This window comes from Kocuria subflava (assembly GCF_012163155.1).
Lineage (GTDB): Bacteria > Actinomycetota > Actinomycetes > Actinomycetales > Micrococcaceae > Kocuria > Kocuria subflava.
Genome location: NZ_JAAVUN010000021.1, coordinates 1 through 24,156, shown reverse-complemented (window position 1 = coordinate 24,156; position 24,156 = coordinate 1). Strand labels below are relative to the sequence as shown.

At 65.2% G+C, this 24,156-nt stretch carries 17 protein-coding genes and 1 tRNA gene; 14 read left to right on the top strand and 4 right to left on the bottom strand.

What is annotated here, in order from left to right; translation table 11 throughout:
- Positions 1-16: 16 nt before the first annotated feature.
- Entirely contained in the window at positions 17-721 is a 705-nt protein-coding gene (locus tag GTW58_RS10330; protein ID WP_119933385.1) for a GntR family transcriptional regulator, read from the bottom strand.
- A gap of 230 nt (positions 722-951) precedes the next feature.
- On the opposite strand from GTW58_RS10330, the gene GTW58_RS10325 reads away from it, so the two are divergent.
- The 5 genes from GTW58_RS10325 to GTW58_RS10305 all read left to right on the top strand — a co-directional run bounded on the left by GTW58_RS10325 (position 952) and on the right by GTW58_RS10305 (position 7,416).
- Positions 952-2,925 (top strand): AMP-binding protein, encoded by a 1,974-nt coding sequence (locus GTW58_RS10325; protein WP_119933384.1) that lies wholly within the window; start codon positions 952-954, stop codon positions 2,923-2,925.
- Positions 2,926-3,335: 410 nt separating this feature from the next.
- Entirely contained in the window at positions 3,336-4,229 is an 894-nt protein-coding gene (locus GTW58_RS10320) for a ParA family protein (protein ID WP_047692076.1), read from the top strand.
- Entirely contained in the window at positions 4,229-5,131 is a 903-nt protein-coding gene (locus GTW58_RS10315; RefSeq protein WP_119933383.1) for a segregation and condensation protein A, read from the top strand. The genes GTW58_RS10320 and GTW58_RS10315 overlap by 1 nt, the downstream gene beginning before the upstream one ends.
- Positions 5,128-5,802: an SMC-Scp complex subunit ScpB gene (scpB, locus tag GTW58_RS10310; protein WP_232818090.1), complete on the top strand. Its 675-nt coding sequence runs from the start codon at positions 5,128-5,130 to the stop codon at positions 5,800-5,802. Before GTW58_RS10315 ends, scpB begins: the two co-directional genes overlap by 4 nt.
- A gap of 120 nt (positions 5,803-5,922) precedes the next feature.
- Positions 5,923-7,416, top strand: coding sequence for a hypothetical protein (locus GTW58_RS10305; RefSeq protein ID WP_119933381.1), 1,494 nt, complete (start codon positions 5,923-5,925; stop codon positions 7,414-7,416).
- A gap of 24 nt (positions 7,417-7,440) precedes the next feature.
- On the opposite strand, the gene GTW58_RS10300 is transcribed toward GTW58_RS10305, so the two are convergent.
- Positions 7,441-8,457, bottom strand: a complete 1,017-nt coding sequence (locus GTW58_RS10300) for a hypothetical protein (protein ID WP_119933380.1) — start codon at positions 8,455-8,457, stop codon at positions 7,441-7,443.
- Positions 8,458-8,902: 445 nt separating this feature from the next.
- Here GTW58_RS10300 and GTW58_RS10295 point away from each other — a divergent pair, with 445 nt between their 5' ends.
- From GTW58_RS10295 to GTW58_RS10275, 5 genes are all read left to right on the top strand, one after another.
- On the top strand, positions 8,903-10,135 hold the full coding sequence (locus GTW58_RS10295) for a pseudouridine synthase (protein WP_119933379.1): 1,233 nt from the start codon (positions 8,903-8,905) through the stop codon (positions 10,133-10,135).
- Between the two features lie 31 nt (positions 10,136-10,166).
- Complete coding sequence (locus GTW58_RS10290) at positions 10,167-11,261, top strand: prephenate dehydrogenase (protein WP_168023510.1); 1,095 nt, start codon at positions 10,167-10,169, stop codon at positions 11,259-11,261.
- On the top strand, positions 11,243-11,941 hold the full coding sequence (cmk, locus tag GTW58_RS10285) for a (d)CMP kinase (protein WP_047689060.1): 699 nt from the start codon (positions 11,243-11,245) through the stop codon (positions 11,939-11,941). Before GTW58_RS10290 ends, cmk begins: the two co-directional genes overlap by 19 nt.
- 55 nt (positions 11,942-11,996) lie before the next feature.
- On the top strand, positions 11,997-13,565 hold the full coding sequence (gene der, locus GTW58_RS10280) for a ribosome biogenesis GTPase Der (protein ID WP_052209399.1): 1,569 nt from the start codon (positions 11,997-11,999) through the stop codon (positions 13,563-13,565).
- Positions 13,566-13,846: 281 nt separating this feature from the next.
- Positions 13,847-14,653: a CPBP family intramembrane glutamic endopeptidase gene (locus GTW58_RS10275; RefSeq protein ID WP_119933377.1), complete on the top strand. Its 807-nt coding sequence runs from the start codon at positions 13,847-13,849 to the stop codon at positions 14,651-14,653.
- 95 nt (positions 14,654-14,748) lie between these two features.
- Here GTW58_RS10275 and GTW58_RS10270 read toward each other — a convergent pair whose 3' ends face one another.
- A complete protein-coding gene (locus GTW58_RS10270; protein ID WP_119933376.1) occupies positions 14,749-15,978 on the bottom strand; it encodes an FAD-dependent oxidoreductase in 1,230 nt (409 codons plus the stop codon).
- Positions 15,979-16,240: 262 nt separating this feature from the next.
- Between GTW58_RS10270 and GTW58_RS10265 the strand changes: the two genes are divergently transcribed.
- The 4 genes from GTW58_RS10265 (at position 16,241) to GTW58_RS10250 (ending at position 23,413) form a co-directional block, all read left to right on the top strand.
- The gene (locus GTW58_RS10265) at positions 16,241-19,690 is read left to right on the top strand and encodes a pyruvate carboxylase (protein WP_119933375.1); all 3,450 of its coding nucleotides are present in this window, start codon (positions 16,241-16,243) and stop codon (positions 19,688-19,690) included.
- Between the two features lie 264 nt (positions 19,691-19,954).
- Positions 19,955-20,353, top strand: a complete 399-nt coding sequence (locus tag GTW58_RS10260; RefSeq protein ID WP_119933374.1) for a (deoxy)nucleoside triphosphate pyrophosphohydrolase — start codon at positions 19,955-19,957, stop codon at positions 20,351-20,353.
- Complete coding sequence (locus GTW58_RS10255; RefSeq protein ID WP_119933373.1) at positions 20,350-23,241, top strand: DEAD/DEAH box helicase; 2,892 nt, start codon at positions 20,350-20,352, stop codon at positions 23,239-23,241. The genes GTW58_RS10260 and GTW58_RS10255 overlap by 4 nt, the downstream gene beginning before the upstream one ends.
- 98 nt (positions 23,242-23,339) lie before the next feature.
- Positions 23,340-23,413 (top strand) — tRNA-Pro (locus GTW58_RS10250).
- Positions 23,414-23,775: 362 nt separating this feature from the next.
- On the opposite strand, the gene GTW58_RS10245 is transcribed toward GTW58_RS10250, so the two are convergent.
- Positions 23,776-24,156, bottom strand: a 381-nt coding sequence (locus GTW58_RS10245; RefSeq protein ID WP_245195199.1) for an integrase core domain-containing protein, incomplete at its 5' end; no start/stop codon positions are given.

Sequence of the window (24,156 nt, the reverse complement as noted above, 5' to 3'; positions counted from 1 at the left end):
GTCTGGGGTGCTTCAGTCACGACGACGACGCCGCGGCCACCTGATCCGCATCTGCTTGTTCTGGCGCAGGGGGATGTGGCGGGGCCTTGGCCAAAGCGGATTTCAGGGCATTGCTCAGGTGCAACCGGACGGCGGCTTCTGCCAACTGGGCTGAGCCCGTGGAGACGGCGCGGGCGATCTGAGCGTGTTCCCGTGCGGCGGCTGCCAAACGGGAGGGATCGTGGGCGGCCAGGCGGCGAACACGGGCCAGCTGCATGCGCACCGTGGAGGAGGCGGCATCCAACCAGGGGTTGGCGGCAGCGGAATCGATGGCACGGTCCATCTGCTCCACCAGGTCGTAGTAGGCCGCCGAGGAGTCGTGATGGACCGGTCCGGTGTCAAAGTCTTTTGCCACCGACTCCAGCTGATCGGCCAATGCCGTGAACTCAGCCGGGTTGCCGCGCAGCGCGGCCAGGCGGGCGGCTTGGATGTCCAGGGCCTCGCGGACCTCGAACAGGGGAGTGATGTCATCCACGGTGACTTCCGAGACCACCACACCGCGGCCACCTTGCTGCTCTGCCAATCCTTCTGCGGCAAGCCGGCCGATGGCCTCACGGACCGGGGTGCGGGAGATGCCGAACCGTTGGGACTGCTCCACTTCCGCCAGGACCTGGCCGGGAGGGAGGTCACCGTCGATGATCTCGGCCCGCAGTTGTTCGTACACACGCTGGCTGGCTCGCACAGTGATCCTCCTCTCATTCGGGACGTGCCCCAAATGTATACACAGATGGCTGCTTGCGCAGCAACAACCGATAAAAAGGCAGAAAAACTTCGGAAAATGTATACACAGCTCTGGCGTTGGGTGACTGAGATCACTACTGTGACCGGTGAGCGAGACAACTGTTGGCTGACGCCATCCGCCAACGACTCCCAACGGGCCCACCGCCCGCATGAAGCGCGAAAGGATCCGCCATGAGCCACCATGACGACCACTCCAACCAGTCCTCGGGCACCGCCTCCCTGCCGGGCAACGGCACCTACGGCGCGGCATTCACCCGCAGCGTGGAGGATCCGGAAGGCTTCTGGCTGGAGGCCACCGAGCGCATCGACTGGGAGACCAAGCCCACTCGTGCCCTGGATGACTCCAGGGCACCCGTCTACCGCTGGTTCCCGGACGGCGTGCTGAACACCTGCTACAACGCGGTGGACCGTCATGTGGAGGCCGGCAACGGGGACCGCACGGCCATCATTTACGACTCCGCCGTGCTGGGGCTGCAAGAGAGCATCACCTATGCGCAGCTGCAGGAGCAGGTTGCCGGGTTCGCCGGGGCCCTGGCAGCCGCTGGTGTGGGCAAGGGGGATCGTGTGCTGATCTACCTGCCCATGATCCCGCAGGCCGCCATTGCCATGCTGGCCATCGCCCGCTTGGGTGCCGTCCACTCGGTGGTGTTCGGCGGATTTGCACCCAAGGAGTTGGCGGTGCGCATTGATGATTGCCAACCGACCGTCGTCGTGACGGCTTCCGGTGGTGTGGAGCCCAAGCGGCGCATTGAGTACCTGCCCGCAGTGGCTGACGCAATTGGGATGGCCGGCCACACTCCGGGCACGGTCCTGGTGCACGAGCGTGACGGTTTTGAGCACACCGTTGCTGAAATGCAGGCAGCAGCTGAGCAGGGCAGCATGGGGGTGAACTGGAAGTCCTGGGCGGAGGCGGTGGCTGACAGCGATCCCGCCGACTGTGTTCCGGTGGCTGCCACTGACCCCCTGTACGTGCTCTACACCTCTGGCACCACCGGCACCCCCAAGGGTGTGGTCCGGGACAACGGTGGCCACGCCACAGCTCTGGCGTGGTCCATGGAGAACATCTACAACGTGGCCCCGGGCGAGGTCATGGCCACCGCCTCCGACGTCGGGTGGGTGGTGGGCCACTCCTACATCGTCTACGGGCCGCTGATTGCCGGTGCCACCACGGTGATCTATGAAGGCAAGCCCGTGGGGACCCCGGATGCCGGTGCGTTCTGGCGGTTGATCCAGGATCACAAGGTGCGTTCGTTCTTCACCGCACCCACCGCGCTGCGCGCCATCCGTCGTCAGGACCCGGAGGGTGAACTGGTCGAGGACTACGACATCTCCAGCCTGCGTGCCCTCTACGTTGCCGGTGAGCGACTGGACCCGGAGACCTGGAGCTGGGCCGGGCAGGTGCTGGGTGTGCCCGTGGTTGACCACTGGTGGCAGACCGAAACCGGGTGGGCCATTGCCGGTAACCCCATGGGCCTGGAGGCCTTGGAACTGAAGTCCGGTTCCCCCACGGTGCCCATCCCGGGTTACCAGGTGGAGATCCTGGACCCGCTGGGCGATCCCGTGGCACGCGGCGAGGAAGGCAACATTGCCGTGAAGCTCCCGCTGCCGCCAGGCACGCTGGCCACGTTGTGGGGCAACGACCAACGCTTCATCGACTCCTACCTCACCGCCTTTGACGGCTATTACGCCACGGGGGACTCCGGGCTGATGGATCAGGACGGTTACGTCTACGTGATGGGCCGCACCGATGACGTCATCAACGTCTCCGGGCACCGTCTGTCCACCGGCCACATGGAACAGGTGCTTTCCTCCCACCCCAAGGTGGCAGAGTGCGCCGTGATCGGTGTGGCTGATGACCTCAAGGGACAGCGACCCTCCGGTTACGTGGTGCTCAAAGCCGGTATCGAAACTGACGAGGACCGTGTGACCCAGGAACTCGTTGCCATGGTGCGTAACCAGATCGGGGCGGTGGCTGACCTCAAGCACATCGCTGTGGTGGACGCACTCCCCAAGACCCGCTCCGGCAAGATCCTTCGCAAGACCATGCGCCAGATCGCCGACGGCGTTGAAGCTCCGGTGCCTTCGACCATCGAGGACCCGGCCGTGCTGGAGGCCATCTCCAGCGTCTTGCGTCCGCAGAACTAAAACCCGGCCGGGCCGTCAAGGCTTAAACCGCCGTTCTGACAGGATCACGTGCAGTGTGGGGCGGGAGTTTTGCTCCGTTGCTCCTGCCCACGCTGCACGTGACCCCCGGACTCATTCGGGCCACCGTCCACTCCCGCATCGGACGGTGGCCCCCCACCTTTTCCGCCGAGTAGGCCGTTTGATCGCCCCAGCCAGCAGCGATCAAACGGCCTACTCGCCTGTGGGGGAGGGTGGGATGCAAGACGACGGCGCGGCCCACCGTCCGTCGTCGTGCATCCACCGGGGCAGCCGGAGTGGGTGGTTCTGCGAAAAAAGTGCCCCGGCGGTAGTCTTGGCCGAAGTGTGTGAGCTGACCGCCAGCCACTTCCCGCACCTGAAGATGACGCGATCAACCGAGGAGACGACCTTAAGTGAGCAGCAAGAGCGAGGCCCGGTTTCCCGAACTGGACGATGCCAGCGCGGGCAAAGTGGGCCCCACCGGCCGTCCCTTGAGGACTTTCCCGGATCCTGCGCCGCTGGAGTCTCACGGGCCGGCGCGGATCATCGCGATGGTGAACCAGAAGGGTGGCGTGGGGAAAACCACCTCCACCATCAACTTGGGTGCGGCCTTGGCCGAATGTGGGCGCAAGGTGCTCATGGTGGACTTTGACCCCCAGGGTGCGCTGTCTGCTGGTTTTGGTGTGAACCCGCATGAGCTGGATCAGACCATCTACAACGTGATGATGGAACGCGGCGTGGATCCCTGGGACGTGATCCTGGAGACCGAGGTGGAGAACATCGACCTCATGCCGGCCAACATTGACCTCTCCGCCGCTGAAGTGCAGCTGGTCACGGAGGTGGCGCGTGAGCAGGTGCTGGCCTCTGCCTTGCGCAAGGTGGAGGAGCACTACGACGTCATCCTGATTGACTGCCAGCCCTCCCTGGGTCTGTTGACCGTCAACGCACTGACGGCCTCCCACGGCGTGATCATCCCGCTGATCTGCGAATTCTTCGCCCTGCGTGCCGTGGCCCTGCTGGTGGACTCCATTGAGAAGGTCCAGGACCGCCTGAACCCCAAGCTGAGCATCGACGGCGTGGTGGCCACCATGTTCGACTCCCGCACCCTGCATTCGCGTGAGGTGCTGGATCGTATTGTGGAGGCCTTTGGGGACAAGGTGTTCGACACCGTCATCAAGCGCACCGTGAAGTTCCCGGATGCCACCGTGGCCGCTGAACCCATCTTGTCCTTTGCCTCCAACCATGCCGGTGCGGAGGCCTACCGCCAGTTGGCCCGCGAACTGATCTCCCGCGGGGGCGCTCCCTGATGAGCACGCTGGTGCCCGAGGTGGACGCCGGTGAACTCTCACCGGGTCTGTCCTCCGGGTTCGCGGTGGAGCTGGAGAACTTTGCCGGCCCGTTCGAGGTCTTGTTGGGCTTGATCGGCAAGCACGAGCTGGACATCACCACGGTGTCCCTGGCGCAGGTGACTGACGAGTTCATTGAGTACGTCCGTGCTCTGCGTCTGGAGAATTCACCGGCTGCTCTGGATGCAGCCTCCGAGTTCTTGGTGATTGCTGCAACCCTGCTGGATTTGAAGGCCGCCCGGTTGCTGCCCCGTGGAGAGGTCAGCGATGAGGAGGACCTTGCGCTGCTGGAGGCCCGGGACCTGTTGTTCGCCCGGTTGCTGCAGTACAAGGCCTTCAAGGACGTGGCGGCTCTCATGGGGGAGTCCATGCGCATTGAATCTGCGCGCCAGGCCCGTTCGGTCCCGTTGGATCCGGAGTTCGCCTCCCTGCTGCCCGAGTTGGTGTGGCGTACCACGCCGGAGCAGTTTGCGGAGATTGCACGCAAGGCATTTGAAGCCCGGACGGAGACCCCCACGGAGGTGGGAACGGATCACCTGCACGGCTTTGCGGTGACGGTCCGGCAGGAGGCTGAGGAACTGCGCCTGCTGCTGGAAGACGGCGCCGAACACGGTTTCCGGTCCCTGATCGCCCACGCCGAATCCGTGCTGGTGGTGGTGGTCCGCTTCCTGGCCCTGCTGGAACTCTTCCGCGACCGGGCCGTGGACCTGCGCCAGGAGCACCCCCTGGACGAACTCTGGGTCACCTGGACTGCTGCCTCCGATTGGACGGCGGACCGGTTGTCCGACGAACACGACCGCCCGGTTCTTCCCGACGACGACGGAGCCGATGCTTCCGTGACGCCCCAGGAGGTGTCCGCGTGAGCAATGAACCCGAGGCCGCCGGAAAGCGCCAGGCTCCGGTGGACGTGGACACCCTGCCCGGTGGACTGGCCGCTGCCCTGGAAGCCATCTTGATGGTGGCCGACCGGCCTGTGAGTGAATTCGACCTCTCCAAAGTCCTGGCCGTACCCGTGGCCGAGGTCCGCGCCGCGCTCGATTCCCTGCGCGCCGAATACGACGGACTCAGTGCCGACACCACTTCCGTTGCTGACCCCGCGATCAGTGAGGACGGGGCGGGCCAGGTGAGCTCCGGCGTCGTACCCCGGGGTTTTGAGCTGCGCACGGTGGGCGGCGGATGGCGGTTCTACTCACGCGCTGAATTCGCCCCGGTGGTGCAGGCGTTCGTGTTGGAAGGGCAGACCTCGCGATTGAGTCGGGCGGCCATGGAGACCCTGGCGGTGGTGGCCTATCGGCAGCCGGTGAGCCGAGCACGGGTTTCTGCGATCCGTGGGGTCAACGTGGACGGGGTGATGCGCACCCTGGTGGCTCGTGGCCTGCTGGCGGAGGTGGACCGGGACCCCATCAGCGGAGCGCTGCTGTATGCCACCACGCCGTATTTCTTGGAGAAGCTGGGATTGGACTCCCTGGAGGAGCTGCCGCAGATTTCCCCGCACCTGCCGGGTGTGGATGAGCTGGAGGAGTTCAGGGGATAGCCCTTCCCTGCCCTCCCCGTGAGATCACCACCCGATGTTGAGATGACACCCCGTTGCTGGTGATCTCAGCATCAGGTGGTGATCTCACGGGCGGTGTCACGCGTTTGCTAACGTAACGGCATGGATCCCCTGACCGTTCAGACGCATCTGCTGCCCTGGGCGTCCTCTCTGAAGCACTCGGGGCAGAAGCTGGATGCAGCGTTGCGCGCGGCTGAGGCCATGATGGCGGCCCGCGTCCCGGACCACGGCGATGTCTGCGCCCGGATCTACCAGCGTTACGCCCAGACCACCAGTGTGAACAGAGCGCAGGCCGAACGGATCGAGCTGCTGGCCATGACCTGCCTGATGATAGCAACCCTCACTCCTCAGCCTCCACCGCACGCCACTCAGACACTGATGATGCGATTCCACACGGTCAACAGGACCCAAGGAGCCCGTGTTCGCCCCATTCACGACGACGAATGGAACGCCGCCTGCACAGCCATAGCCCTCAGTGGAACGGGAGGTCCGGCCCACGGGTTGCTGACCCACATGCTGCCGGAGGCCACGTGGCGTCAGGACCCTGCACGCTGTGAGGTGCTGTTGGCTGCCATGGAGACTTCGGCAAGTCGTGACGTGGACCCCTTCCTACGGAGGCTGGAGCAGGAAACTCCCGTGGACGCCGCTGATGTGGCCCGCGCTGACATGGCGCTGCAGGTCCGCCGTAACCGGCAAGAAAACCCTCCGCAGGAGGTGCCCACCGGACCCGCTGCGTTGACGCTGTATCGCGAACTCAGCGATCGATTGGTTCGGGCCGGGGTGGGCGACGCCCAGCGGTGGCAGGCCGCCGAGCAACGTGTTCTGGAGCTGATGGGCTGGATGGGTGCCGCCAATCGGACGCAGCTGTTGGAGGTGATGCTGCGGGAGGGTGGGTGTGCTGCCGTTGTGGAGCATGCGGAATCCGGTGGCAGTGACTCCGCCGCGCGGGAGATTGCCGGCGACCAATTGCGCTCCATGGAGGTGACCAGCAGGAGGGGTCAGCACATAGTCAGGGTCCCTGGATGGGCGGTTGACACCACCGAGGACCAGGTGTTCGTAGCGATCTATCCAGAGGCGTGGGCGGATCTGCTGACGTGGGTGCGTGCAGATGACACGCCGATCACGGGGTTTCCGCAGCCCGGGACCGCTGGGCCTCAGCCCTGGGATCCCGCACTCTTGGCTCGTCTGCGGCAGCAAGGCTGGGCCACCGCTGGTGCGGGAGTGGGCGCCGGTGCCACGGTCAGGCAGCGAATTGGCGCCAACCCGGTGTTGGTCAAGGTGTCCGTGGCAAGCGTGGTGATCGTGATGGCCGCGGTGGCTGGTCATCTGCTGGTCGGCGAGCACACGACCTTGCGCAGCCTTCTGGCGCCGCTGATCGCGGGGCTGGGAAGCCTGATCACGGTGTCCATGCGCAAGCCGTTTCCGGTGGTCACGCCGTGGATTCCCCTGGCAGTCCTGGCGGTCTACGTCTGGATGACGTTGGCAGGATCGGATGTGGGCCGCGTGCTGGTTTTCGCCGCTTTCATCCCGGCGGCTTACGGCTCACTGTGGATGGATCGACGACGACGCAACCACCCGCGCCGTCGTCGATCCTGAAGGCCAGGCAAGGCCAGGGTCAGCTCAGGCTCGCGTCAAGCCGTCCACTGAGAACTCCTGGCCATCCGGGATGCCGTTCATGTTCTGGTCAGGATTCAACGGGTCCACCAGGACCACCAAGGGCTCTTGCAGCCAATCAATCCAATCCACGATGTAAAGGCCTTCCTGGGCATCCGTGAAGCCGTCGCCGTCAGTGTCTGCGCTGTTGGCATTCGTACCCTGGGCGATCTCAATCGCGTCAGACAGTCCGTCAGAATCAGAATCCGCCGAGTTGCCACGCGTTTGGCTCGCGGGATAATCCGCCCAATCCGCGTTTCCGTACCCGAAGATCTCCACTGCATCCACCACGCCGTCGCCATCGGTGTCCGTGTTCAGAGGATTGGTGCTGTTGCCGATCATGCTGTACTCAACTCGACCGGGCGCACAGTCACCGTCAACGTCTTCAATGCGGTAGACAGGGAACGGTTCGGCGCTTTCATTGAAATTGGGGTCGGTACCGGCTGCGACCTCGTCACCGTCAGTCACGCCGTCGTAGTCAGTGTCTGCGCTGAGCACGCAGGTTCTGAACATTCCTCCCCTGCCGAGTTTTTGGTTGACTTCCTGGGCGTCAGTGAGTCCGTCATTGTCAGTATCGGGATTGTCGGGACGCGTGTACTCGCGGTTTTCTTCCGAATCGCTCAGACCGTCCCCGTCCGTGTCGGCCAAGACAGGATCTGTGGGGATGACGAATGGCGTTGTCTGACCGGAACCCGTGAGGGCTCCTTGACGTTTGGTTCCAACACCGATCAGCTCATGGCCGTCCGGGATGCCATCTCCATCCGTGTCCGGGTGACGCGGGTCCGTGCCCAGTGCCAGTTCGTCGGTGTTGGTCACGCCATCCAGGTCCCAGTCGTTCCAGGCCACGTTCCACAGGGCGTCGTAGGAAGACGTTGGCTCGACTGCGCCCGCGGGTGCCTGTGCCAGAAGCGTGCTCAAGGGCAGTGCAACCGCCGCCCCGATCGATGCCACTCGGCGTGATGCCTTGATGCTGATGCTGTTCACGATTCCCCCTGCGTTACAGCGATTAATGGCGATGTGGTTCGCATCGCTACCTCATTCTGCGCCCACCTTCGGGGTTGACCAGCCTCGATGACCACAAGTTGCAGTAGTTGCTGGGGAAACTAGATGGGTTGTGGTGGCACCTGGGTGAGATCACCGGCTGTTGTTGAGATGACACCCCGTTGCTGGTGATCTCAGCATCAGGTGGTGATCTCACGGAAGTGGGCGGGGTTGGGGTAGCCGTGCCGTGTGACTGGGGTGACAGTCGTCGGCAGGCGGTGGCCCGGTAGACTGGGGGCTTTGCGGCGCGCCATACATGACGCAGACGGTCGGCATAAAAGCTGTTGAAACCAGCACCACGCTCATTACGACGCCGCACCCACCACCCAGATGAGCCATCCGGGGTAGTGCAGACAAACCACCACAGACCTGAAACGGACAGTGAGACATGGCTGAGAACAGACAGAACAACAATCGCGGCGGACGCCCCTCATCGGGTGGATCCGGGCGCGGACCGGCCCGCAGCGGCGCCAAGGGCGGATCCGGCCGTCCGGGTGGAAACCGCGGCGCAAGCCAGGGTAGTTCGGGCAAGGGTGGACCCCGCCAGTCAGGCCCCGGCCGTCCTTCACAAGGCCGACCGTCACAGGGACGCCCCGCACAGGGTGGCTCTTTCCAGGGCGGCAAGCCCGGAGGCAACAAACCTGGTGCCAACAACTCCGGTTCCAACAAGCCGGCAGCCGCAGGCAGCAAGCCCCGCCCCGGCCGGGCCGGTGCCGGCAAGCTCGGTGCCAAGGGCAACACCCCGCCCAAGGCTGATGCCCAGCGCCCTTACGCCAACACGGATCGCTACGGCCGGAAGATGCCGGACAAGGTGGCAATCTACGGGCCGCACCGTCGTCGTCGTCCAAAGAACCCGCCGGTGGACCGTCTGGTGGTCCACGACTCGGAGGGCGTGCGTCTGCAGAAGCTACTGGCCAACGCCGGTGTGGCATCGCGGCGCGTGTGCGAGGAGATGATCACTGAGGGCCGCGTGACCGTTGACGGTGAAGTGGTCACTGAGCTGGGCGTGCGCGTGGACTCCAAGACCGCGGAGATCACCGTGGACGGCCTGCCCATCCAGCTGGATGACAAGCTGGTCTACTACGCCTTCAACAAGCCCGAAGGCGTGGTCTCCACCATGGGGGACCAGGAAGGCCGGCAGTGCATTTCTGACTTCCTGATCCCGCACCGCCACCAGCAGCGGATCTTCCACGTGGGCCGGTTGGACATTGAAACCGAGGGTCTGCTGCTGCTGACCAACGACGGCGAACTCACCAACCGCCTCACCCACCCCTCCTACGAGGTGCCCAAGACCTACCTGGTGCAGGTCCGCGGCCCCATGGAGAAGGGCATCGGGGACCGCATGAAGGAAGGGATCATGCTGGATGACGGCATGGCCAAGGTGGATTCGTTCCGCCTGGTGGACTCCGTGCCGGGGCACATCCTGGTGGAGGTGGTCCTGCACTCGGGCCGCAACCGCATTGTGCGCCGCCTGTTCGATGCCGTGGGTCACCCGGTGGAGCGCCTGGTGCGCACCCAGGTGGGCCCCATCCGCATCGGCAACCAGAAGCAGGGCGTGGTGCGTGACCTCTCCAAGACCGAGGTGGGCCACCTGCTGGCTTCCGTGGGATTGAGTTCCTGAGGTGACGCCTGCGGATCACCAGGTCCCTGCCGTGACGACGGCGCCCGTTGGTTCCGTTCTGATTGTTGGCGCCGGGTTGTTGGGGGCCTCCATCGGATTGTGCCTGCGCAACCTGGGTGTGGAGACGTGGCTGCGTGATGCCTCTCCAACGGCTGAGGCCGTGGGGGAGGACATCGGCGCCGGGTTGAGTGAACGCGCCTGGGTCGGGCAGATGCCCGAGCCTCAACTGGTGGTGGTGGCAACCCCGCCTGATGTCACGGTGAGCCTGGTGGTGGCAGCGTTGGAGGAGTTCCCGGGCGCGGTTGTGACTGATGTGGCATCCGTCAAGGGCGCGATTCTGCGCGGGCTGGAGGCCACGGGTGCCGATCTGACCCGTTATGTGGGTTCGCACCCCATGGCGGGGCGGGAAAAGTCCGGGCCGGTGGCCGCGCGTGGTGAGTTGTTCACCTCCATGCCGTGGGTGCTGTGTTCATCGGAGCAGACGGCTCCGTCCGCGCGTCGGCTGGTGAAAGCGCTGGCGGTGGAGCTGGGGGCCACGGTCACGGAGATGTCTGCCGATGAGCATGACACCACTGTGGCCCTTATCTCCCACCTGCCCCAGGTGATGTCCTCCTTGCTGGCTTCCCGCCTGCAGGACACCCCGCTGCATCATTTGGCTCTGTCCGGGCAAGGACTGCGGGACACCACCCGGATTGCGGGTTCGGATCCCGGGCTGTGGGTGCAGATCCTGACGGCCAATGCTGCCTCGATCGTGCCGGCTCTGCACGGTGTCCAGGAGGATCTGCAGCGGCTGATTTCCACGCTGGAGGCACCCACCGCGCCGGGCTCGCGCCTGGATGTGGCCCAACTGATTGCCGAAGGCAACGCCGGTCAGGCTCGCATTCCGGGCAAGCACGGCGGCGCGCCCAAGGCATTCGCCCAACTCACGGTTCTGGTGGATGACGTCCCCGGCACCATCGCTCACCTGTTGACGTTCATCGGTGAGATCGGGATCAACCTGGAAGACTTGCGGCTGGATCACTCACCGGGGCAACCGGTGGGTCTGGCGGAGGTCTCCGTGGAGCCCAATCGCAGGGAAGAATTGGTGGAAGCACTCACCACAAACGGATGGAAGGTTGTCCAGTGACGGATCAGGTGCAAGTGCTGGTGGCCATTGACGGGCCCTCGGGCAGCGGGAAGTCCACCGTGGCCAAGGAGATCGCTCGTCGCCTGGACCTGGGCTACCTGGACACTGGTGCCATGTACCGCGCCGTGGCGTGGTGGGCCATGCAGCAGAACGTGGACTGGGCGGACACCCACGCTGTTGTGGCTGCGGCCCAGGATGCCCCGGTGGAGATCTCCACGGACCCGGACCGGCAGTTCGTGAGGGTGGGAGACACCAATGTCACGGAAGCCATCCGGACGCCTGAGGTGACCTCCCACGTGTCCTCCGTGGCCACGGTGCCGGCCGCCCGGGAGGTGTTGGTGGCCCGGCAGCGCGGGATCATTGCGGATTCCGGACGCCGGATGGTGGCCGAGGGCCGGGACATCACCACCGTGGTGGCCCCTGATGCGGAGGTCCGGATCCTGATGGTGGCCTCCGAGGAAGCCCGGATGCAGCGCCGCGGTGCTCAACTGGGTGGCTCCCAGAACGCTGAGGCCCTGCGTGCCCAGGTGGTGGGCCGCGATGCCAAGGACTCCACCGTGGTCAACTTTTCCACCGCAGCTGATGGTGTGATCACCCTGGACAACTCCGATCTGAACCTGGAGCAGTCCGTGCAGGCCGTCATGGACCTGGTCCTGCGCGCCGTGCCGCAGCTGGCCTGAAATACTGCTGGAAACACAGCAAACTTCTAAAAAACTTGTGAGAGGAGAGTGCTCCATGACTGAGAACTCAACCCCCAACCTTGAACCGTGGCAGCACCCGGTGGACCCGTACGTGGAATCGGTGCTGGGAGGCGAGGACGACGACGTCGTAGAGCGCCTGGCCGCCATTGACGACGACGAAGCCGACCAGCGTGCCGATGCCCTCCGTGCCGGGCTTGAAGACTACGAACTGGACGAGGAAGACCTTGCCCTGTTGGACGAGTGGGAGGATGACGCCTTTGGCGGGCTGACCCGCAAGCCCGCTCCCGTGGTGGCTGTGGTGGGACGCCCGAACGTGGGCAAGTCCACGCTGGTCAACCGCGTGATCGGGCGCCGTGAGGCCGTGGTGGAGGACGTTCCGGGCGTGACCCGTGACCGTGTTTCCTACAGTGCCGAGTGGCTGGGCCGCCCGTTCACCATGGTGGACACCGGCGGCTGGGAGTCGGACGCCCGCGGAATCGACAAATCTGTGGCGGAGCAGGCCGAACTGGCCGTGGCGCGCGCTGATGCCGTCCTGCTGGTGCTGGACACCACCGTGGGCGTGACGGCCACGGATGAGGCGATCGTGAAGATGCTGCGCCGCGCCGGGCGCCCCGTGATCCTGGTGGCCAACAAATGCGATTCGCCGGCCCTTGAGCTGCAGGCCACCGAGTTGTGGTCCTTGGGTATGGGGGAGCCGTACCCGGTCTCCGCGCTGCACGGCAAGGGTGCCGCTGACCTGCTGGATGCACTCTTTGAGGTACTGCCGGAATTCTCCCAGGTGGCGGAGCCCGAGGTGCTGGGCGGTCCGCGTCGTGTGGCACTGATCGGCCGGCCGAACGTGGGCAAGTCCTCCCTGCTGAACAAGCTGGCAGGTGCCGAACGTGTGGTGGTCAACGATCTTGCCGGAACCACCCGTGACCCCGTGGATGAAATGGTGGAGCTCGGTGGGCGCCCCTGGCGTTTTGTGGACACCGCCGGTATCCGCCGCCGCGTGCACATGGCCTCCGGTGCGGACTACTACGCCTCTCTGCGGACCCAGTCCGCCCTGGAGCGCACCGAGGTGGCCGTGGTCCTCCTGGACGTCTCCGAGCCGTTGGCCGAGCAGGATGTCCGCATCCTCCAGATGGCGATCGACTCCGGGCGCGCCCTGGTCCTGGCCTTCAACAAGTGGGACCTGCTGGATGAGGAGCGCCGCTACTACCTGGACCGCGAGATCGAGAAGGACCTGGCCCACGTGGCCTGGGCGCCGCGCGTGAACATCTCGGCCAAGACCGGGTGGCACAAGGACAAGTTGGTGCCCGCCCTGGAGAAGTCCCTGGATTCTTGGGACACCCGCATTTCCACGGGTCGCCTCAACGCATTCCTGGGCGAACTGGTGGCAGCCCACCCGCACCCGCTGCGTGGTGGCAAGCAGCCCCGCATCCTGTTCGGCACGCAGGCCTCGGCCCGTCCGCCCAAGTTCGTGCTGTTCACCACCGGGTTCCTGGACCCCGGCTACCGCCGATTCATCACCCGCCGCCTGCGGGAGACCTTCGGCTTTGAGGGCACCCCCATTGAGGTGGCCATGCGCGTGCGTGAACGCCGCCCGCGCAACAAGCGCTGAGGGTTTCAGGCATCACCACGACGGCGCCTCCTCCCACCCCTCTGACGTCAGAGGCTCACGGGAGGGGGCGCCGTCGTCGTTTTTTGGTCCAGGTTGCCGAGATCATCAGAAAGTGCACTTTTTGCGCGTCAAGTGCACCAACGCATGATCTCGGCGGCGCTGCAAGGACGACGCCGTGCGGTCCCTTTTTCGTCATTTCACCCGACGCCACGGCTGCCCGCACCTTCCTAATCTCAGCAATGTACGAGCGTTGCTGAGATGACCGGGAAGCTGGTGAGGACATGCGGGATCCACAGATCCGCCGTGGTGGTGCCGTGGAGATCACGGCGTACGTGCTGGTGGCCAGTTTGCTGTGTGTGGCTGCGGCAGCACCGGCCCTGCTGGGGGTGATGCCCCGTGACATTGCAGGCCTGGTGGTGCCCGTGGCCCAACTGACACCCTTTCTCACAGCGCTGATCTTCTGGGCCGTCATGCGCCCGGGCACCTTCACCACTGCGTTCGCGATGCGCTGGTCATGGGCAGGTGTGGGAATCGGTGTGAGCGCCGTGGCTGTGATCAGCGCGGCCCAGTTGATTGCCGGGCTGACGGTGGGCGAATGGCAGGTGCGCCCTCTGGACATGATTGTGCCCGCAGTGATTGCAGTGGTGCCGTTCCTGGTCCTGCAATCCGTTTTTGCCATCGGCGAAGAGCTGGGCTGGCGGGGATGGCTCGCCACGCGAACCGCCCGCTACCCCTTTTCTGTGGCAGCAACGGTGTCCGCTGTGGCATGGGCTTTCTGGCACCTGCCCGCAGTGCCGTTGATTGTTGTGGACGGTGATTGGCAGCGGGCTGCGGCTTATCTGCTGGCCATTATGTCCTGGGCGCCGTTCTTGCTGGCACTGCGCCAGCTCACGGGCTCCGTGTGGGCGGCCGTGGTGGCGCACGGAGCGCTGAACAGCATTCGGGTGTTCTTCACGCAGTCGGTAGCTTCTTCATCCTCTGTCTCCTGGCCGGTCGAGGCCATTGGCTGGGTGGCCTGGCTGGGTGCGGCGGTGTTGCTGGTTCACCTGGCTCGTCGACAGGGGCCGCCGCTGGCGGGCGCACGCTGAAGATCACTGACCGCCCAGGACATGCAGAAGTCCAGAATCCGGCCCAGAGAGTGCATCAACGCATGACCTTGACGGCGTGGGAGCGCGTACCGCTCTCACCGCCGGAAGCGCCTCACCGTGGCCGAGAGGTACCCGGCCGCGGGGAGCAGTCCCGTCAGCGCCACCCGAGCGACCGGGTGCGCTGAGGCCTTGATCCACCGCACGGGCTCCAGGGAGTCCCGGACGGCCTGGGGCGCGTAGCCGAGCATGGTGCGCTGGAATGATGCAGCGGCTTCAGTGATTGTGACCTCACCGTCAGCGGCCCGAGCCAGTTCCGCAGTCAGGTGCGCGGCGTCGCGGATGGCGGTGGCTGCCCCCTGCCCACCTGTGGGAGGCATGGCATGGGCGGCGTCGCCCAGGGCGGTGACCGGCCCAGGTGCCCAAGTGGCAACGTTCAGAGGGTCGGCTGCCAGGAAGCGGAACGCACCCACGGACTGCGGGTTCGAGCGCTGAGGTAGTTGCTGAAGATCCCGTAGCCAACGACGCCGTCCCAACAGTTCCGCTGCGAGTTCGGCCAGGTGGGGGCTCGGTAGGTTTCGGAAGTCGCTCGGGAGTTGCTCCTCTGTGGCGATCATCCCCCAGATGACCACGGGTTCAGGCGGGCCTTCGGTGAGCCCAGTCCGGTCGTAGGAGCTTTGCGGTGCATGCCAGGACGTGAAGAGCCCCACCCCACCGGCGCCGACAGCCAAGGATGGACGTTCACGCAGGAGGTCTTGGGAAGTGTGGGTCAGCGCAGATGTTGACGTACGGCCGGCGATCCCCACCAAACCCGTTGGCCTGTTGGTGATGCCGCCGGAGAGCTGTTGGATCAGGGTGGAGTGCGCGCCATCGGCGATCACCAGCACGTCTGCATGGTGGACGTGGCCCGGACGTGTACGGATGCTCACGTGATCTCCCGTGAGGTCGTAAGACGTGGCGGTTCGGTCAGTGAGAAGGTGAGGTTCCAGGCCCTCGGCCAATATCCGTCGCAGCGTGATGCGGTCGATGTCCAAGGACTCGCCCGATTCAACTTCCCCGGCTGTGAGTAGTAGCTGTCCCCGGTGGGTGCGCACTGCCAGCTCGAATGCGTCAGTGCGAACGGATGCAGCCCTCAAACGGGCCATGCGTTCGGGTGGGAGAAGTTGGTGCAGAGCGCGGACAGCCATCGGCCCCAAATGGAGCTTGTAACCGCCCGTCCGAGTGAAATCGGTATCGCGTTCCAACACGTCTGTGTGGATACCGCGCAGGGTGAGCCCGTGGGCCAGGGCCAGGCCTCCAATGCCTCCGCCAACCACCACAACGCGCATGCCCGCAATCTAACAAGCGGGGTCTCCGGCGTCCACGGGTGGTCGCGGTTACACCCGGGACACGTCATGCTGGTATGAAGTACCCAGAGGGCTGAGTTTTGTGTAACACCGCACAAATAAACAGGTGTCACCGTAAGCTGGTGCCGCTGCCGTCCCCACTCGACGATGAGTGGACCGGATGACCCCATGAAACTGCGTCAGGGACTTGGGGTTCGATCAACCACGACGACGCCCGGACCGGTCCCGTACAGAAGGAGTGCCTGTGTTCAAGAAGATCCTGGTGGCCAACCGCGGTGAAATCGCCGTCCGCGCCTTCCGAGCCGCCTACGAGCTCGGCGCCAAGACCGTGGGTGTGTACCCGCTGGAGGACCGCAACTCGATTCACCGGCAGAAGGCTGACGAGGCCTACCGGATCGGCACGGAGGGTCACCCCGTCAAGGCTTACCTGGACGTGGACGAGATCATTCGCGTGGCCAAGGAGTCCGGCGCCGATGCCGTTTACCCCGGCTACGGTTTCCTGTCCGAAAACCCGGGCCTGGCCAAGGCCTGTGCGGAGAACGGCATCACCTTCATCGGCCCCTCCGCTGACGTGCTGGATCTGGCCGGCAACAAGGTAGCTGCCCTGAAGGCCGCCAAGAAGGCGGGCATTCCCACGCTGCAGGATTCGGAACCGTCGTCGGACCCGGAGGAACTGCTGGCCGCAGCGGATGACATTGGGTTCCCCATTTTTGTGAAGGCCGTGGCCGGCGGCGGTGGCCGCGGCATGCGCCGCGTGGAGACCAAGGAGCAGCTGCCGGACGCCCTGGACGCCGCCATGCGTGAGGCCGGGACCGCTTTTGGTGACCCCACCGTGTTCCTGGAACAGGCCGTGTTGCGGCCGCGGCACATCGAGGTTCAGGTGCTGGCGGACTCCACGGGGGAGACCGTGCACCTGTTCGAGCGTGACTGCTCGCTGCAGCGTCGCCACCAGAAGGTGGTGGAGATCGCCCCGGCACCCAACCTGGATCCGGAAGTCCGTGAGGCCCTGCATCGCGATGCCGTGAAGTTCGCCCGCGAACTCGGTTACGTCAACGCCGGCACGGTCGAGTTCCTCCTGGACACCGTGGGGGAGCGCGCCGGGGAGCACGTGTTCATCGAGATGAACCCGCGTATCCAGGTGGAGCACACCGTGACGGAGGAAGTCACGGACGTGGACCTGGTCCAGGCTCAAATGCGCATTGCCGCCGGTGAGACTTTGGCTCAGATCGGTATTCAGCAGGATGAGCTGGAAGTCCGTGGCTTCGCCATGCAGTGCCGTATCACCACAGAGGACCCGGCCAACGGTTTCCGCCCGGACGTGGGCAAGGTCACCGCCTACCGGTCCGCCGGTGGCGCCGGTGTGCGCCTGGATGGCGGCACCCTGTACGCCGGTGCGGAGATCTCCCCGCACTTTGACTCCATGCTGGTCAAGCTGACCTGCCGAGGCCGCGACTACCAGACCGCCGTGCACCGCGCCCGCCGTGCCCTGGCGGAGTTCCGCATCCGCGGTGTGGCCACCAACATCCCGTTCTTGCAGTCCGTGCTGGAGGATCCTGAGTTCCTGGCCGGCAACGTGACCACGGACTTCATCGAGCGTCGCCCCGAGCTCCTGGAAGCCCGCGGCACCGCCGACCGCGGTACCCGCGCCCTGACCTACCTGGCCGAGGTCACGGTCAACAAGCCCAACGGCGAGCGGATCGAGGGCATCGACCCCCGCACCAAGCTGCCCCGTTACCCGGGTGACAAGGTGGAGGACCCGGATCGTTCGCCGCTGGACGGCCCGGGTGAGCACACCCCGCCGGACGGGTGGCGGAAGGTCCTCCTGGACGAGGGCCCCGAAGGGTTCGCGGCCAAGCTACGTGCGCAGACCGCCGTCGCCGTTACTGACACGACCATGCGTGACGCGCACCAGTCCCTGCTGGCCACCCGCATCCGCACCCGTGACCTCCTTGCCGCAGCACCCGCGTACGCGCACACGCTGCCGCAGTTGTTCTCCATGGAGGCCTGGGGCGGGGCAACCTACGACGTCGCGCTGCGGTTCCTGGGTGAGGATCCGTGGGAGCGCCTTCGGTACCTGCGCGAGGCGATGCCCAACATTCCCATCCAGATGCTGCTGCGCGGCCGGAACACCGTGGGCTACACGCCGTACCCGACGGAGGTCACGGATGCGTTCGTGAAGGAGGCCGCGGAGACGGGGATCGACATCTTCCGCATCTTCGACGCGCTCAACGACGTCTCCCAGATGGCGCCCGCGATCGAGGCCGTGCGCAAGACCGGCACCGCGGTGGCCGAGGTGGCGCTGTGCTACACCTCCGATCTCCTGGACCCGGCCGAAGAGGTCTACACGCTGGACTACTACCTGGATCTGGCGCAGCAGTGCGTGGATGCCGGGGCGCACATCCTGGCGATCAAGGACATGGCGGGTCTGCTGCGCCCGGAGGCCGCGCGCCGTCTGGTCTCCGCGCTGCGTGAGCGCTTCGACCTGCCGGTTCACCTGCACACCCACGACACCGCGGGTGGCCAGATCGGTACGCTGCTGGCCGCGATTGACGCCGGGGTGGACGCGGTGGACGTCGCCACCGCAACCATGGCTGGAACGACGTCGCAGCCTTCGGCTTCCGCTCTGGTGGCCGGTCTGTTGCACACCGAACGCGACACCGGGCTGTCCCTTGAAGCCGTGTGCGACATGGAGCCGTACTGGGAGATCATCCGCGGGATCTACAAGCCGTTCGAGTCCGGACTGTCCGGGCCCACGGGGCGCGTGTACCGCCACGAGATTCCCGGTGGGCAGCTCTCCAACCTGCGCCAGCAAGCCATTGCGCTGGGGCTGGGGGAGAAATTCGAGCAGGTCGAGGACATGTACTACGCCGCCGACCGGATGCTCGGCCACCTGGTCAAGGTGACGCCGTCCTCCAAGGTGGTGGGCGATCTTGCCCTGCAACTGGTGGGCATGGACGTGGACCCCGCTGAGTTCGAGGAGAACCCGCAGAAATTCGACATCCCGGATTCCGTGATCGGGTTCCTCAACGGCGAACTGGGTACCCCGCCTGCTGGTTGGCCGGAGCCGTTCCGGTCCAAGGCGTTGGAGGGGCGGCACGAGAAGCCTGCGGTTGCTGATCTGTCCGCGGAGGATCTGGCCGGGTTGTCCGGAGAATCCGCGGTGCGCCGTGCCACGCTGAACCGGTTGCTGTTCCCCGGCCCCACGGCGGACTTCGAGTCCAAGCAGAAGGACTACGGGGACATTTCCGTGCTGCACACCCGTGACTTCCTGTACGGGCTGCTCCCGGAGCGTGAGCACGTGATTTCGTTGGGCAAGGGCGTGCGCCTGCTGGTGGTTCTGCAGGCCATCGGCCCGGCCGACGACAAGGGCATGCGCACCGTGATGGTCACCCTGAACGGTCAGATGCGCATGTTGGAGATCCGCGACCAGTCCGTGGCCACCGACCACGTGGAGGCGGAGAAGGCGGATGCGTCCAACCCGGGTCACGTTGCGGCACCGTTCGCGGGATCCATCACGGCCACGGTGTCCGTGGGTGATTCCGTGTCCGCCGGTGACCGGGTGGCGACCATTGAGGCCATGAAGATGGAGGCCTCCGTGACCACCCAGCGGGGCGGTACGGTCAAGCGTGTGGTGATTGAAGGTCCGTCGCCGGTGGCTGGTGGGGACCTGGTGGTGGAGATCGAGCCGGAGTGACGCTCCTAGATTCCTGAACGACGGCAACGGGCCCCGGCGATCTGTGGATCGTCGGGGCCGTTGCCCCTATTTGGTTCCTGTGTTCAATACAAAAGAGCCGTCGCGTTCTGCGCAAATTCAAGGTTCGGTGTGGCTTCGAGCGATGAGGCGCTCGACAACTAATGCGTTCAGTGCCGCCCAGCGAGCCCTGCGCTAGGTGGGCGCGTCTCTCTGACTTACGCCGTAGGCTGCTTCTCGAGGGTGCAGTCGAGGACAGGAGCCAGGGTGAAGAAGCAGGTCAAGGTCGTGGGTGCGGTGCTGGTGGACGGGCAGACAGTGCTCGCCGCAAGGCGCAGCGAGCTGATGAGCCTCCCTGGCATGTGGGAGTTTCCCGGCGGGAAGATCGAGGCAGGGGAGACGCCTGAGGAGGCGCTGGCCCGCGAGCTCGTCGAGGAACTGCAGTGCACGGCTGAGATCGGCGCGCACGTGGAGACCACGGTCTACGAGTACGCGAAGATCATCGTCTCCCTGGCCACCTACTACTGCACCCTGCGCGAGGGCACGCCCCGACTCACCGAGCACTCCGAGATCCGCTGGGTGCCCGTGGCCGAGCTGCAGGGGCTCGGCTGGGCGCCGGCGGACGTCCCGGCCGTCGAGCGCGTGATCGCCGACCTCTCGGCATGAGCCGATCGCACGACGTCCTGCGGGCCGACACGGCCTTCGGCTTCCTGGATCGCACGACCGCCTCGGAACGACTGCACCACCCGGTTCTCATCTCTAACGACGACGACAACACCATGCTCCGGGCAATTCTGGAAGAGCTGCGTCGCTCGAGATCCTTCACCTTCTCGGTGGCGTTCGTGACCACCGACGCTCTGGCCATGCTCAAGCAGGCTCTGTTGGACTTCCCGGGGCACGGGCGGATCGTCACCTCCACTTATCTGGGTTTCAACTCCCCGGATGCCCTGCGCGAGCTGCTGGAACTGCCCGGCGTGGAGGTCCACCTCAATCCGCGACCGGGCTTCCACTCCAAGGGCTACGTCTTCGACCAGGACGCCGGCACGACCGCGATCATCGGCAGCTCGAACCTGACGTCGAACGCGCTGCTGCGCAACCGGGAATGGAACCTGCGGTTCTCCGCACTGCCGGAGGGCGATATCGCCGAGCAGCTGCGCGCGGTCGTCGAGAATCAGATCAGCGAATCGGTTCCGCTGACCCACGAGCTGATCGATGCCTACGGACTGGAGTACGCGCGGCGGCCGCGACCGACCGTCGTGCCCGTCGATGGATTCCTGCCGACGACGACGGGGGAGCCGTCGTCGTCGGTGATCGTTCCCAATGCCATGCAGGAGGAGGCGCTCGAGGCGATCGCCGCCCTGCGCGCGGCGGGGGAGCGGCTCGGGCTCGTGATCTCCGCGACCGGCACCGGCAAGACCATCCTGGGTGCGCTCGAGGTGCGGCAGGCGCGGCCGCGCAAGATGCTGTTCCTGGTCCATCGCGAGCAGATCGTGGACAAGGCGCTCACCGAGTTCCAGCGCGTGCTCGATGATCCTGCCGACGCTTTCGGCAAATTCGTGGGGCCCGTGCAGCAGCTGGATCGTCGCTATGTCTTCGCAACTATCCAATCCGTCTCCCGGCCGGATGCTCTGGAGAGGATCGCCGCGGCCGGTTTCGATTACGTGATGATCGACGAGGTCCATCGCTCCGGTGCAGCCACCTATCGGCGCGTGATGGAGCGCCTCACTCCGGACTTTCTGCTGGGTCTGACGGCAACGCCCGAGCGCACGGATGATGTGGACGTGTTCGAGCTCTTCGACCACAACATCGCCTATGAGATCCGTCTGCAGGCAGCGCTCGAGGCGGACATGCTTGTGCCGTTCCATTACTACGGGGTGCAGGACTTCCAAGACGACGACGGCAACCTGATCGACGACACCGCTCAGCTCTCCCGGCTCGTGGCACCCGAGCGCGTGGCGCATCTGCTGCGCATGATCGATCGCTATGGCCACAAGGGTCCGGTGCGCGGGCTGATCTTCTGCTCGCGGATCCAGGAAGCCCAGGAGATCTCCGCGCTACTCAACGAACAGGTCATGAACGGCGCCCGGCTTCGTACAGAGCCGCTGGTCGGCGCGGATTCCATGGCGCATCGTGCACGCGCCGTTCACCGGTTGGAGGCCGGCGAGCTCGACTACCTCGTGACCGTCGACCTGTTCAACGAGGGCATCGACATCCCCTCCGTCAATCAGGTGGTGATGATGCGCCAGACGCAGTCGCGGATCATCTTCACCCAGCAGCTCGGCCGCGGGCTGCGTCTGGCCCAGGGTAAGGACCATCTGCGGGTCATCGACTTCATCGGCAACTACGCGAATAACTACCTGATCCCAATCGCGCTGTTCGGGGACTCGTCGCTGAACAAGGACCAGCTACGCCGCAAGGTCCTGGGTGCGCAGACGGCCGGGGCGATCTCGGGGCTGTCGTCCGTGAACTTCGACGAGATCGGCCGCGAGAAGATCCTGGCCGCCATTACCGCGACCGCGCTCGACTCCCTGGCGAACCTGAAGTCGGCGTATCGGGAGATGTACCAGCGCCTAGGGGAGCAGCCGTGGCTAATGGACTTCGCGCGCTTCGACACCGTGGACCCCGTGGTGCTGGCGACCGCGCGCACGAACTCATACTGGGACTTCCTGGTGAAGGCGAAGGCCGTCGACACAGCCCCGACGCCTGCGCAGCGCGGCTTCCTGGCCTTCCTGGATCACGAGTTGCTGCCGGGCAAGCGCCCGCATGAGCTGCTGCTGTTCCAGGCGCTGCTGGAGGGGGAATCCCTGACGCGGTCGCAGTTCCGCGCCTTGCTTCGGGCGCAGGACCTGACCGACGACACGCGAACGGTCCTGTCTGTGGAGGGCGTGCTCTCGCTGCGGTTCTTCACGAAGCAGGAGATCACGAAGTACGGGGCGGGCCTCGTCGACCTGGTGGGGGAGCGGTACCAACTGAGCCCGGCGTTCCTGGATGAGTGGGACGCGTCGGGGACCTTCCGCGCCCACGTGCGCGACGCTGTGGCTACCGGACTGTACCTGGCCCGGCACCGTCATGGCTGGTCCAGCGGGCTGCAGCAGGGGCGGCGGTACTCGCGCAAGGACGTGTGCCGGCTGCTTGGGTGGGAGACGAATCAGCAGGGCGTGATGTTCGGGTACAAGATCGACATGGCCACCCAGACCTGCCCGATCTTCATCACGTACCAAAAGGACGAGGAGGTCTCCGCGTCCACCCAGTACGAGGACGAGCTGCTCGACCCGCAGACCGTGCGCTGGTACACACGCAGCCGCAAGACGCTGGAATCGCGCGACGAGCGGGCGATCGCCGCCGACGAAGTTCCGCTGCACGTGTTCGCCAAGAAGGACGACGCCGAGGGCACCGACTTCTACTACCTGGGCCAGGCCGCGCCCCGGGAGGCCGAGCAGTCGCAGATGTCTGACGAATCCGGTGCGATGCTGCCGGTGGTGACCATGAAGCTCGACCTCGAGGCGCCGCTGGAGGATAGCCTGTACGAGTACTTCCTGAGGCCTACGTCGTGACGTCGTGGCACGGTACGTCGATGTGAACTGGACCGACGGATGGGGTACAGTACTTCGAGTGCTCGGAGCGATCCGGGTGAAGTGGACGGCTACGTCCGCGGGATGTGGCGCAGCTTGGTAGCGCACTTGACTGGGGGTCAAGGGGTCGCAGGTTCAAATCCTGTCATCCCGACAGTTGTGATGTCTCACGACATCTGAAATCCCCGAACCCTCATGGGTTCGGGGATTTCGTGTTTTTCTGTGGTTGGTAGTCCTTGGTGGGGTCGAGGGTGAGTTCGCGCAGTATTTCGCCGGTGGTGGCGTGGATGATGGTGATCTCGCGGTTTTGGATGAGCAGGATGACTGGTTCGCGGTTGTATCGGCGTCCGATGCCGATGTGGTGCAGGCGTCCTGCGTGGCGGATGGTGACCGAGCCGTCGCTGATTTTGTCGTGGCGGACTCTGTTGTGGGTTCGGTCTGCAGGTTCGGTGTTCGGGGTGGCTTTCGGGCGGGCGGCGTAGGCCGCAGTGAAGCGCCCCAGGTTCTCTGCCGCTCCTATGCGGGTTGCGGCTCTCGGTTGAGGGTCGCGTAGTGGGCTTGCTCGAACTCGGCGGGTGTGGCGTAGCCGAGGCTCGAGTGAAGCCTACGGGTGTTGTACCAGTCGACCCAGCCGGCGGTCGCGAACTCGACGTCGCTGATGGTCTTGTAGGGCCCGTCGTGGAACACGGTCGTGCGGACGCATTCAGTTTTGAACAGCCCGTTGACCGTCTCCATCAGCGCGTTGTCGAACGCGTCACCGACGGACCCGATCGAGGGCGTGATGCCGTCGAGCGAGAGTTTGTCAGTGTAGGCCAGGGAGACGTATTGCCTGGTTTCAACCGGTCGTTGCAACACCGGGTTGTTGGAGTGAGCGTAGCTGCTCTTCGAAGACTTCGG

What these genes read in the sequence shown, in the direction of transcription:
- GTW58_RS10315 (WP_119933383.1), top strand. Translation starts at nt 4,229, where the DNA reads ATGAGCACGCTGGTGCCCGAGGTGGACGCCGGTGAACTCTCACCGGGT.
- GTW58_RS10325 (WP_119933384.1), top strand. Translation starts at nt 952, where the DNA reads ATGAGCCACCATGACGACCACTCCAACCAGTCCTCGGGCACCGCCTCC.
- GTW58_RS10295 (WP_119933379.1), top strand. Translation starts at nt 8,903, where the DNA reads ATGGCTGAGAACAGACAGAACAACAATCGCGGCGGACGCCCCTCATCG.
- der (WP_052209399.1), top strand. Translation starts at nt 11,997, where the DNA reads ATGACTGAGAACTCAACCCCCAACCTTGAACCGTGGCAGCACCCGGTG.
- cmk (WP_047689060.1), top strand. Translation starts at nt 11,243, where the DNA reads ATGGAAGGTTGTCCAGTGACGGATCAGGTGCAAGTGCTGGTGGCCATT.
- GTW58_RS10270 (WP_119933376.1), bottom strand. Translation starts at nt 15,978, where the DNA reads ATGCGCGTTGTGGTGGTTGGCGGAGGCATTGGAGGCCTGGCCCTGGCC.
- GTW58_RS10275 (WP_119933377.1), top strand. Translation starts at nt 13,847, where the DNA reads ATGCGGGATCCACAGATCCGCCGTGGTGGTGCCGTGGAGATCACGGCG.
- GTW58_RS10255 (WP_119933373.1), top strand. Translation starts at nt 20,350, where the DNA reads ATGAGCCGATCGCACGACGTCCTGCGGGCCGACACGGCCTTCGGCTTC.
- GTW58_RS10305 (WP_119933381.1), top strand. Translation starts at nt 5,923, where the DNA reads ATGGATCCCCTGACCGTTCAGACGCATCTGCTGCCCTGGGCGTCCTCT.